The 11294-nt window shown below is 68.7% G+C and carries 9 protein-coding genes; 3 read left to right on the forward strand and 6 right to left on the reverse strand.

The window, feature by feature from the left end; all coding sequences use genetic code 11:
• The first annotated feature begins 6 nt into the window (after positions 1–6).
• On the forward strand, positions 7–1329 hold the full coding sequence (locus NFH66_RS03450; RefSeq protein WP_349608410.1) for an amidohydrolase: 1323 nt from the start codon (positions 7–9) through the stop codon (positions 1327–1329).
• 82 nt (positions 1330–1411) lie between these two features.
• On the opposite strand, the gene NFH66_RS03455 is transcribed toward NFH66_RS03450, so the two are convergent.
• The 5 genes from NFH66_RS03455 to NFH66_RS03475 all read right to left on the reverse strand — a co-directional run bounded on the left by NFH66_RS03455 (position 1412) and on the right by NFH66_RS03475 (position 7954).
• Entirely contained in the window at positions 1412–2791 is a 1380-nt protein-coding gene (locus NFH66_RS03455; protein WP_349608412.1) for an L-serine ammonia-lyase, read from the reverse strand.
• 70 nt (positions 2792–2861) lie between these two features.
• Positions 2862–3977, reverse strand: a complete 1116-nt coding sequence (gene gcvT, locus NFH66_RS03460; RefSeq protein ID WP_349608414.1) for a glycine cleavage system aminomethyltransferase GcvT — start codon at positions 3975–3977, stop codon at positions 2862–2864.
• A 325-nt stretch (positions 3978–4302) separates the two neighbouring features.
• Positions 4303–4617 (reverse strand): monooxygenase, encoded by a 315-nt coding sequence (locus tag NFH66_RS03465; RefSeq protein WP_349608416.1) that lies wholly within the window; start codon positions 4615–4617, stop codon positions 4303–4305.
• An 80-nt stretch (positions 4618–4697) separates the two neighbouring features.
• Positions 4698–6431: an isocitrate/isopropylmalate family dehydrogenase gene (locus tag NFH66_RS03470; protein ID WP_349608418.1), complete on the reverse strand. Its 1734-nt coding sequence runs from the start codon at positions 6429–6431 to the stop codon at positions 4698–4700.
• 275 nt (positions 6432–6706) lie between these two features.
• Positions 6707–7954 carry a threonine ammonia-lyase gene (locus NFH66_RS03475; protein WP_349608420.1) on the reverse strand — a complete coding sequence of 416 codons (1248 nt, stop codon included), beginning with the start codon at positions 7952–7954 and terminating at the stop codon, positions 6707–6709.
• 181 nt (positions 7955–8135) lie between these two features.
• Between NFH66_RS03475 and NFH66_RS03480 the strand changes: the two genes are divergently transcribed.
• On the forward strand, positions 8136–8882 hold the full coding sequence (locus NFH66_RS03480) for a tellurite resistance TerB family protein (protein WP_349608422.1): 747 nt from the start codon (positions 8136–8138) through the stop codon (positions 8880–8882).
• On the forward strand, positions 8882–9355 hold the full coding sequence (locus NFH66_RS03485) for a phosphatidylglycerophosphatase A family protein (RefSeq protein ID WP_349608424.1): 474 nt from the start codon (positions 8882–8884) through the stop codon (positions 9353–9355). Before NFH66_RS03480 ends, NFH66_RS03485 begins: the two co-directional genes overlap by 1 nt.
• Here the strand turns inward: NFH66_RS03485 and NFH66_RS03490 are convergent.
• Entirely contained in the window at positions 9340–11280 is a 1941-nt protein-coding gene (locus NFH66_RS03490) for an alkaline phosphatase D family protein (protein ID WP_349608426.1), read from the reverse strand. The two genes, NFH66_RS03485 and NFH66_RS03490, sit on opposite strands and share 16 nt — an antisense overlap.
• Between the last annotated feature and the right edge of the window lie 14 nt (positions 11281–11294).

Genomic DNA, 11294 nt, shown 5'->3' on the forward strand with positions numbered 1-11294 from the left:
CGACGAATGACGATGCGACACGATACGGCAGCAGCCACCGGCAGTGACAATGATCTCAGGGGCGCCATCGGCGCCCGGGTGGAGGCCGCCTTCGATGAAGTGCAGGCGCTCTATCGCCAGCTCCACCAGTACCCCGAGTTGCCGTTCCAGGAGCACCAGACCAGCGCTCGCCTCGCCGAGGCACTGGAGGCGCTGGGCTATGCGGTGACCCGTGGCGTGGGTGGCACCGGCGTGGTGGCCGTGCTCGAGAACGGCGAGGGCCCCACGGTGATGCTGCGTGGCGATATGGACGCCCTGCCGATCAAGGAGGACACCGGCCTGGACTATGCCAGCACGCGTACCGCGGAGACCGAGAGCGGCACGGTACCGCTGATGCATGCCTGCGGCCACGACCTGCACAGCAGTTGCGTGGTAGGCGCCGGTGCGGTGATGGCGGGGCTCAAGGAGCGCTGGTCCGGCACCCTGATGCTGATCTGCCAGCCCGCCGAGGAGATCTTCGGCGGGGCCCGGGCGATGCTCGACGACGGCCTTTACGAGCGCTTCGCCCGGCCGGATGTGATCCTCGGCCAGCACAACATGCCGGCACTTGCCGGCACCGTGGGGCATCGCCCCGGCGGTTCCATGGCCGCCTGCACCAACCTGGCGGTGACCGTTCACGGCGCCGGCGGCCACGGCTCCATGCCGGCCCAGACGGTGGATCCGGTGGTGATCGCCGCGCATATCGTGACCCGGCTGCAGACCATCGTCTCCCGTGAGGTGCCGCCGGAGGAGACGGTGGTGGTCACGGTGGGCAAGCTCGCCGCCGGCACCCAGGCCAATATCATCCCGCACTCGGCGGAGCTGGAGATCAACGTGCGCAGCTTCGACGACGCCCTGCACCGCCAGGTGGTGGCGAGCATCGAGCGCATCATCCGCGCCGAGTGCGCGGCGGGCCGCTCGCCGAAGCCTCCGGAGTTCCGGGTGCTCAACGAGACCATCGCCCTGCACAACGACCCGGCGACGGTGGCGCGAGTGCGCGAGGCCCACGCCGCCCAGTTCGGCGAGGATGCCCTCTACGCCATGCCGCGCCTGAATGGCAGTGAAGACTTCCCCTTCTTCGGCAACGCCGAGGCGGGGGGCTTCGGTGGCGAGGATATCCCCTATGTCTACTGGTTCATCGGTGCCACGCCGGCCGAGCGCTGGGCCGGGACCCCGGGGGAGGGCGTGGCACAGAAGATGCGCCACCTGGAGATGCCCCACTCGCCCTACTACTTCCCTGGCAACGCGGTCACCATGCGCACCGGCATGGCGGCGCTGGCCTCGGGAGCGCTGGCGTACCTGACGCCCTGACGCCTGACGTCGCCCAGAACGCAGCAGGCCGACCCCGAGGGGTCGGCCTGCTGCGCTTGTGCCCGGGGCGGAGGGCGTCGATTCAGCACTCGATGGCGTTGACGGCAAGCCCGCCGCGGGAGGTCTCCTTGTACTTGTCCTGCATATCGGCGCCGGTGTCGCGCATGGTGCGGATCACCTTGTCGAGCGAGATGAAGTGCTCTCCATCACCGCGCAGGGCCATCTGGGCGGCGTTGATCGCCTTCACCGAGGCGATGGCGTTGCGCTCGATGCAGGGCACCTGGACGAGGCCGCCGACCGGGTCGCAGGTCAGCCCCAGGTTGTGCTCCAGGCCGATCTCGGCGGCGTTCTCCACCTGGTCGATGGTGCCGCCCATCACCTCGGTGAGGCCGGCGGCGGCCATGGCGCAGGCCGAGCCGACCTCGCCCTGGCAACCCACCTCGGCACCGGAGATGGAGGCGTTCTTCTTGCACAGGATGCCCACGGCGCCGGCGGCCAGCAGGAAGTCGACCACGTCGCGCTCGTCGGCCCCGGCCTGGAACTGCATGTAGTACTGCAGTACCGCCGGGATGATGCCCGCGGCGCCGTTGGTGGGCGCGGTGACCATGCGCCCGCCGGCGGCATTCTCCTCGTTGACCGCCAGGGCGTAGAGGTTGACCCAGTCCATGGCCGACATGGTGGAGGCGATCAGCGAATGGTCGTCCTTGCTGGCCAGCATGTGCCGATAGAGGGTCTTGGCACGACGCTTGACGTTGAGCCCTCCGGGCAGGATGCCCTCGGCCTCCATGCCTTTCTCGACGCAGGCCTGCATAGCTCGCCAGATGCTGGCGAGGCCCTCGCGAATCTCCGACTCGCTGCGCCATGCCTTCTCGTTCTCCAGCATCAGCTCGCTGATACGCAGGTCGTGCTCGCGACACAGCCGCAGCAGTTCCTCGGCGCTGTTGAAGTCGTAGGGCAGCGGGGTCGTGTCCGCATCCAGGGAGCCCGCGGCGGCCTGGGCCTCATCGATCACGAAGCCGCCGCCCACCGAATAGTAAGTGTTGCGGTGGAGCTCCTCGCTGTGACCGTGGGCGATCAGGCGCATGGCATTGGGGTGGTGGGGTAGGCACTCCTCAAGCAACTGCATGTCGCGTGCCCAGATGAACGGCACGCTATGGCGGCCATCCAGGCGCAGCGCCTGGGCCTCCTGCAGCTCCTCGATGGAGGGGGCGATGATGTCCGGGTCGATGCGATCCGGACGCTCGCCCATCAGCCCCATGATCACGGCGTGGTCTGTGCCATGGCCGATGCCGGTGGCGGAGAGCGAGCCGAAGAGCTCTACCTCGACCCTTGCCACGCGGGTCAGCAGGTCGCGCTCCTTGAGCTCGCCGACGAAGTCGTAGGCGGCCCGCATCGGGCCCACGGTGTGGGAGCTTGACGGCCCCACGCCGATCTTGAACAGGTCGAAGACGCTGATGGACATGCCAGTTCCCCCTCTGTCGATAGGAGCGATGGGTGGCGCGCCGGGGCGACGGATCACCCCGAGCAGATGCCTACTTCCCGCGGTAGTAGCCCGGAGCAACGAAGGGGGTCTTGCTGATGGTCATCGGCAGGTGCTTGCCGCGTACCTCGGCGTAGACGGTGGTGCCCACCTCGGCGTGCTCCAGAGTCACATAGCCCAGTGCCACCGGCTTGCCGACGCTGGGGCCGAAACCGCCGGAGGTCACCGCGCCGATGGTGTTGCCCTCGGCGTCGAGTAGCGGGGCGCCCTCACGTACCGGAGCACGACCCTCGCCGAGCAGGCCGACCCGCTTGCGGGTGTGGTCCTTGGCTTCGACCTGGTGGAGGATCGCCTCGGCCCCCGGGAAGCCGCCGGGACGCTCGCCACCGTTGCGGCGTGGCTTGCCGATGGCCCAGATGAGGCCGGCTTCCACCGGCAGGGTGGTGGTGTCGATATCGTGCCCGTAGAGGCACAGGCCGGCCTCCAGGCGCAGGGAGTCCCGGGCACCCAGGCCGATCGCCTCGACCTCCGGCTCCGCCAGCAGGCGGCGTGCCAGGGCCTCGGTCTGCTCGGCAGCCACCGAGATCTCGAAGCCGTCCTCGCCGGTGTAGCCGCTGCGGCTGACCCACACCGGAATGCCGTCGATCTCGAAGTGCCCGTGCTGCATGAAGACCATCTCGGTGGCCTCCGGGCACAGCCTCTTCAGCATCTCGGCGGTCTGCGGGCCCTGGATGGCGATCAGGCCGCGATCCAGCTCCTCGATCTCGTGGCCGGCGGGCAGGTTGGCGCGCAGGTGGGCGATGTCCTGGTCCCGGCAGGCGGCGTTGACCACCAGATAGAGGTGGTCACCGGCGTTGACCACCATCAGGTCGTCGAGAATGCCGCCCGCCGCGTTGGTGAAGATGGCATAACGCTGCATGCCCTCGGGCAGGCCGACGATATCCGCCGGGACCAGGGTCTCCAGCGCCTCGGCAGGAGAGGGGCCGCGCAGCAGCAGCTGCCCCATGTGCGAGACGTCGAACAACCCGCAGGCCGTGCGCGTGTGCTCATGCTCCTTCTTCACGCCCAGCGGGTATTGCACTGGCATCTCGTAGCCAGCGAACGGCACCAGCTTGGCGCCGAGCTCGACGTGCAGTTCATGGAGAGGGGTACGCTTAAGCTCGCTCATGGGGGCCTCCGATAACAGGGAAAACAAAGCGGCGTGTCTCAAGGATAGCGGCAACCGGACAGCATGGCGTCTAGAGTAGACGATGTTTCCTATTGGAAACAATGGGCGTCATCAAGAATTGCTCCCGCCGTGCTGGCATGCCGGGGAAGAACCGGCCTTTTCATGGGGGCAGCGAGGAGATTGGCCGGCGTTGCGTGATGGGGTCGGGCAGCGAGACGCCGCTCGACGGGGCGGCGTTGGCGAAGGTCGGATTTTCTTATTGGAAACAGCTCGCTCCCGAGCTGTTTCCAGGTGAGCTGTTTCCAGGTGGCGAGCGGTCGGCGAGTCAGTGAGTCGGTGACAGCGGCCCGCCGTTGATCGCCGAGAGCGCCTCGTTGGCGTCGAGGATCTGGGCCTCGATGCCGGTCACGCCCATCCCCTCCAGGCGGGCGCTGTGCATCCGCCGATAGGCCTCGGCCTCATCGCGGGTGGCGAAGAGGTAGACGCCGCCGGCCCGCTTGCCCGCGGGATCCTCGGTCCAGATCTTCCACAGCAGGCCGGGCTCATCGTTGATGGAGCGGGCCAGCGGTGTCATGGCCTCGACCATGGCGTCGCCGAACGGGCCATCGAAGGGGAAGTGCACCTGTAGAATAACGGCCATGGAGGCGCTCCTTGTCATGCTGGTGAAGGTTGCGTGGCTGGGCTTGGGCGAAGCCGGCGTCGAAGCCGGCTGGCTGGCGCTTAGAGCCGGCTGGCCACGGCGTCCAGGAACCCCTCCATGTCGACCAGGGTCTCGGCCTCCGGGGCGGTGGTCTTGCCCTTGAGGTCGCCGGTGATGATGCCGGCGTCGACGGTGTCGATCAGCGCATGCTTGAGGCGCTGGGCGTAGTCGATCAGGGCGGCGTTCCCCTCCCGCTCGCCCAGGGTCTCCAGGGCGTTGGCCACGGCGAACAGCAGCGCGGAGGAGTTGAAGTGTGCCTCGCGGCCGTCCGTTTCCAGATACTTCAGGTAGAGGTCGTGGGCGGTGCCGTGGGGCGCCTCGAACAGCATGGTGCCGTCCTTGCTCTCGATGATCGAGCTGGCGGTGGCCAGGCTGCCGCCGAGGGCGGCGGAGATGTCCGAGAAGATGTCGCCGTCCAGGTTCTGCGCCGGATAGAGGGCGTTGCGGGGCGGGTCGGTGATCATCTTGATGAGCTGGCTGGAGGGCCGCATGATCATGAACGAGGGCGGCGGGGTGCCGCCGTCGGCCAGCTCGCGGCGCACGTCGGTGATGGCGGTGCTGAAGACCTCGTCGTACTCCATGTATTCGCGCTTGAGCCCGAAGTAGACCTCCTTGCCCTTGCGCGAGGCGTCGCGGAACACCTGCAGGATCCAGTCCTTGATCGCCACGCGGTCGTTGGACATCAGCAGGATGGGGTCGCCCTTGCTGACGTGGCGGGCGTGCCGCTCCTCGCCGTCGACGATCACCTTGAGGATGCCGTCTTCCTCGGCCGGGGCGTTGAAGCTGCCATACTGGTCGCCACCGCCGGCGCTCATGCGCGAGATCGAGACTTGGGCCTTGCGGTCCGGGATGCCGAACTGGCGCAACTGCTCCACCAGCTTGAAGAGCTTGCGTCCGGTGGTGTTGTCGGGCACGCCCCACAGCGCTCGTTCGGGCGGGTTGGCCACGAGGCGCGCGGCCTGGGCATCGATCAGCTCATAGAAGTAGTGGAGCCCCAGCGCCTCGACCTGCTCGCGGTAGTGGGTCTCGTAGATGCCTTCGATGGCGGCACGCATCACCCCGTCGTAGCCGGAGATCACGGTGTCCTTGAGGCCCAGGTAGATGTCGCGCTGCTCATCGATGGCGCGCTGGAAGAAGCGGTGGGCCCAGGCCTTGACGTCCTCCAGGTCGTTGGTGGCGAGCAGCCAGGGGTCGCCCTTCCTGACCTCGCGGCGGTGCAGCTCCACCGGGTTGCCGCTGGCGCCGACGAACATCAGCTTGACCACCCCGGTGGCGTCGGAGAGGGCGTTGTAGCTGTCCTTGATGCCGCCCACGTCCATGGTGTCGACCACGATATCGCGGCCGATCCAGGCCGGCGGGTCGAACTGCAGGTTGCGAAACGGGATGTCCTCGCGGGTGATATTGCCGCCGATGCCCTTGCGAATGGCGCCGTTGGGTGACTTGGTGGCCAGCGGATGCAGCTTGGTGCCGTCGAGCTCGGGGTGCTTGGCCAGCAGCTCGCCGAGCTGGGTCCGGTTGACCGTCATGCCGGCGTTCTTGATGCCGACGCCGTGCTGCTTGAGGGCCTCGACGGCGTCGATGATCACCTGGCCGTTGCTGGTCAGCCGCTGCTCGGCGGAGAGGTCGATCTCGACCAGCGGAATATCCAGCCGGGAGGTCACGAAGGTATCGAGGATCTTCTCGAAGGCTACCTGGGCCATCTCGTCACCGTGGAGGATGACCAGGGGGGCGTCGACTGTGATCTTGCTGCTCATCGCCTCGTCTCATTTTCAGCACGCTGGGAAGTGCGCCTAGGGTACGCCGGAAGCCCGGGAGGCGCCATTCCCCCAAGGGGGAAGGTAGGGCCATCGCCGATGGCAGCACCGATCAAGGCTGTTCCGGCGACAGGCCTTCGAGGGGGCGCTACGAGTACGTCCTTGTAGGCTACCTCGGCCATCCCTGGTCCTCGGACCCCCTCTCCGACCTGTCCCCGGCGCCTTTCGCTATCGCCCTGTCGGTAACCGCGATAGCCAGCAGTGGGAGAGGGCCCTTACCCCTCGCTGCCGGCCCAGCGCTCGTCGGGGTGGACCTCGTTGGCGGGCAGCACCGGGTCGTAGCCATCCTCGCGCAGCGCTTCGATCACCTCCCGGGTATGCTCGCTGCCCAGGGTCTCCAGGGTCGCCTCCACTTCGGTGGCGCGCAGCGAGAGGTCGGTGAAGGTGCGATGATGAGCGATCTGGATGACGTTGGCGTGGCATTCGGCCAGGCGCCGGGTCAGCTCGGCCAGGGCGCCGGGCACGTCGGGGATCGCCACGCGCACTCGCACGATGCGCCCGCTGCGTACCAGGCCGCGCTGGATCACCGAGGAGAGCGCCAGCATGTCGATGTTGCCGCCGCACAGGATCAGCCCCACCTTGCGCCCGCGGTAGCGTTCCGGGTCGGCCAGCACCGCGGCCAGGCCGGCGGCGCCGGCGCCCTCCGCCACGCTCTTCTCGATCTCCAGCAGCAGCAGGATGGCGCGTTCGATCTCGGGTTCGTCCACCAGCACGATATCACTCACCCGCTCGCGCACGATGGGCAGGGTCAGCTTGCCCGGCTGCTTGACGGCGATGCCCTCGGCCAGGGTGGCCAGGCCGCAGTGGATCGGCTCCCCGGCCAGCGCCTGTTGCATGGCGGGGAAGCGCTGGGTCTGCACGCCGACGACCTCGATGCCGGGCTTGAGCTCGGTGGCGGCGATGGCGTTGCCGCTGATCAGCCCGCCGCCACCGATGGGGATGACCAGGGCGTCGAGGTCGGGGGCGTCCTCGAGCATCTCCAGGGCGATGGTGCCCTGGCCGGCGATGATGCGCTCATCATCGTAGGGGTGCACGAACACCAGGTTGCGCTCGGCGGCGAGGCGGTGGGCGTAGTCGCCGGCCTCGGCGACCCCGTCACCATGGAGGTGCACCTCCGCGCCAAGCTGGCGGGTGTTGTGCACCTTGAGGTTGGGGGTATGGCGGGGCATGACGATGGTGGCGCGGATGCCCAATCGGGCGGCGTGATAGGCCACCGCCTGGGCGTGGTTGCCGGCGGACATGGCGATCACGCCTCGGGCGCGCTCCTCGGGAGACAGCGTCAGCAGGTGATTGAGCGCCCCGCGCTCCTTGAAGGCGGCGGTGAACTGGTGGTTCTCGAACTTGATGAAGAGCTCGCAGCCGGCGATTCGCGACAGGGTGTGGGAGTGCAGGCAGGGGGTGCGCTCCACACTTCCCCGGATGCGCTCGGCGGCGGTGCGGATGTCGTCGAGGGTCACGCTCATGGTGGGGGGCCTCCGGTTCTGGGCTGACCTTCATGATGCGTTGTCGCAAAGTTGATGTCGAAATGGACATCGCAACGGATGTCACGAGGCGCGTTGAAACGCATGTCGAAACCTTGGCGCCTGGGATAGAGTCCATCCAGGCACACCTTTTATCCGTGCATGTGATCACGAGGAGAACGCGATGAACGCCAGCAAGATACTGCAACAGCTGATGCAGCAGGCCGGTGGCCAATCCAGCGGCTCGTCCGGTGGTGCCGGTCAGGGCGGCTCGGGGCTGGATCTCAAGGGCATGTTCGATGGCCTGTCGCGCCAACTGGGCGGCGCTAGCCAGGGCGGCGGTTCGGGCGGAGGTTCGGGAATCGACGTCAAGAGCCTGCTGGGCGGTGGCGCCCTGGGGCTGCTGGTGGGCTCCAAGCGCGGACGCAAGCTGGGCGGCAAGGCGCTCAAGTATGGCGCCATCGCCGGCGTCGGCGCGCTGGCCTGGAAGGCTTGGCAGAGCTCGCGCAGCGGCTCAGGGGAGGGCGCCTCGGTGCCGGCGGAGGGTGAGCCGGTGGAGCGGCTGGGCGGCCAGGCCCTCGAGCGGCGCAGCCTGGAGCTGCTGCAGGCGATGATCATGGCGGCCCGCGCCGATGGCCATATCGACGACCAGGAGCGCGAACTGATCGCCGGCCAGATTGACGCCCTGGGAGCGGATCAGGAGCTGCATGCCTGGGTGGAGCGCCAGCTTCAGGCGCCGCTGGACGCCGAGGCCCTGGCGGCCCAGGTGGATTCGCCCCAGGCGGCCCGGGAGATGTACCTGATCAGCGTGGCGGTAGTCGATGAGCAGAATGCCATGGAACGGGCCTGGCTCGACCAGCTCGGTAAGGCACTGGCGCTGCCCGACGCGGTTACCGTCGAGCTGGAGCACCAGGCCCGGGAGGCCGGTTGATGGCCGAGCCATTGATGGTGCTGGCCACCGGGCTGGGCACGGGGCTCTCGCCCTGGGCCTCGGGCACGCTGGGCGCGCTGCTCGGCGTGCCGCTGGCCTGGTGGCTGCTGGGGCGGGCCCGGCGGGTGCAGGTGGCGGTGACGCTGGCGCTGCTGCTGGCTGCGGTGCCGGTGTGTCACCTGGCCGAGCAGGCCTTGGTCGCCAAGGATGACGGGCGCATCGTGCTCGACGAGATCGTCGCCTTCCCGGTGGCGGTGCTGGGGCTGGCGGCAGCGCGCCAGCCGCTGGCCATGGCCTCGGCTTTCGTGGTCTATCGGGTGTTCGATGCTACCAAGCCGCCGCCGGTGAGCCTGGCCGAGGCGGTGCCCGGTGGCGCTGGTGTCGTGCTGGACGACGTCATCGCCGCGGCCATGGCGTGGCTGGTGATGGCCGCCGGCCTCGCGCTGTGGCGGCGGCGTCAGGCCTCCTCCTGAGTCGGCGGCGGGAAGCGCACGTCGAAGCCGCGGGCGTCGAGCTGGCGGATCTCGCGGGGTCGGCCCTGGTCGTCGAAGTCGACCAGGCCGATCCCGCTGCCGTTCCACAGCCGCTCGCCGGCCTTGGCGTGGTCGGGATCGCGGGGCGTGATCGCCAGGCGGCGGCGCTTGGTGAACCAATTGAGCGGTGACCAGGGCGCATAGAGCCAGCGATTCAGGCGATCGAACCAGTCGAGCAGGGTGTCGGGGAAGGCGTTCTTGATGCCGCTGGAGGTGATCTGCCACAACCGCGGCCCCTGGCGGCGCTGGCGGATGCGGATGTCGTAGGCGAAGGAGTAGTGCACGTCGCCGGAGAGGATCACGTAGTTCCCCGGGGTGCGCGAGTGGCGGAAGATATTGAGCAGCACGCTGGCCGCGCCGCGGTGGGCCATCCAGTTCTCGGCGTCCACCAGCAGCGGCCTGCCGGCCAGGGTGAAGAGCTTCTGTATCACCTCGATCAGCTTGACCCCGAACATCGGCGCCGGCGAGACGATGATCACCGAGTGGTGGTGGAGCAGCGCCTGCTGGAACTCGCTTAGCGCCTCCCAGTCCATCAGGCCCGATGGGCGTCCGGGGCTGCGCTCGCTGCGCCAGCGCCGGGTACGGGTGTCGAGCACCACCAGCGGCGGTTCGCCGGGGATCTCGAACTCCCAGCCTTCGAAGCGCAGCAGCCGTGAGAGCTGGGCATCCCACGCCTCGCCGTCGAGCCAGCCGTCGCCGGCCTCGGCCCGCGCGAGCAGCTCGCTGGCCTCCTCCAGTGGGGCGGTCAGGCGTTCGGGGTCGTTGCCCCAGCCCTGGAAGAGCAGGTAGCCGAGCAGGGCGTTGCCGATGATGCGCCGCGAGAAGGGGTGGCCGTAGGCGGTGCGTTCCCAGTCGGCGGTCAGGTTCCAGTCGTCGGTGATGTCGTGGTCATCGAAGATCATCAGGGTCGGCAGCCGCGCCAGCAGGCGTGCGGCGGCGGGCAGGCCGGCCACGAAGCGTTCGATCACCGCCTTCTGCTCGTCGAACAGCGCGGTATTCTGGTCATCCAGCGCCGGCGCCTCCACCTCGGTCAGTGACCAGGGCGTGGGCGACCATACCAGCAGGTACATGGCCACCACCTCGGCGAACGTGACCAGGTGGTTGCGGGCGTTGGCCGAGGTGAACACCGGCTTGCGCACCCCGCCGAAGAAGCGTTCGCGCAGGTTCTCGCTGCTCTTGACATCGGGCAGCAGCGACTCGCGGTCGTAGTAGTGGGCGGCCTCGCCGTGCAACGCCTGGCTGTCGGCCACCACGGCGCCCTCCAGCGGCTCGTCGAACAGGCTCAGTCGGCGGATCAGCGCGTGAATGGCCACCAGCATGGGGCCGGCGACGTCGTCGGCGTAGACCTGGTCGCCGGTCATCAACAGCCAGGCGGGACGTTCCGCGGGGGCCGTGTGGCGCTTGGCCAGCCATGCCTCGGCGCGTGCCAGGCCATCGCCGCCGTCGTGGTGGGGCTTGCGACAGGAGCCGTGCAGCAGGCGATGGTGGCGGCCGGCCAGCACGAAGGCGGGCAGCTCGCCCTCGGCGTCGAGCAGGTGGGGGCCCCAGTCGGCGATGCCGCGTTGGCCCCCGCTGTCGTGAACACGGAGATCGTAGGCGATCAGGGTGTCGGTCGGCAGCGGCGTTGCGAGTGGCAGGTCGATCAGGTGCAGCCAGGCGTGGTGGCCCACCGGCACCCGACGGCAGTGCTCCTCGGTGAGGGTGACCCGGCGCGTGGCCTCGCCGGCCGGCGTGAGGACGAGGGTCAGCGCGAGGGGGCGGCTCGCCGCCAGCCACAGCACCAGGCGGTCGGGCGCGAGGCGACGCAGCAGCGGGCCGGCGAGTACGGGGGGCAGGGCGGTCTCTTCCATGGATGTGATCGTCATGCGGTTTCCTGGGG

The organism is Halomonas sp. H10-9-1 (genome assembly GCF_040147005.1).
Lineage (GTDB): Bacteria > Pseudomonadota > Gammaproteobacteria > Pseudomonadales > Halomonadaceae > Halomonas.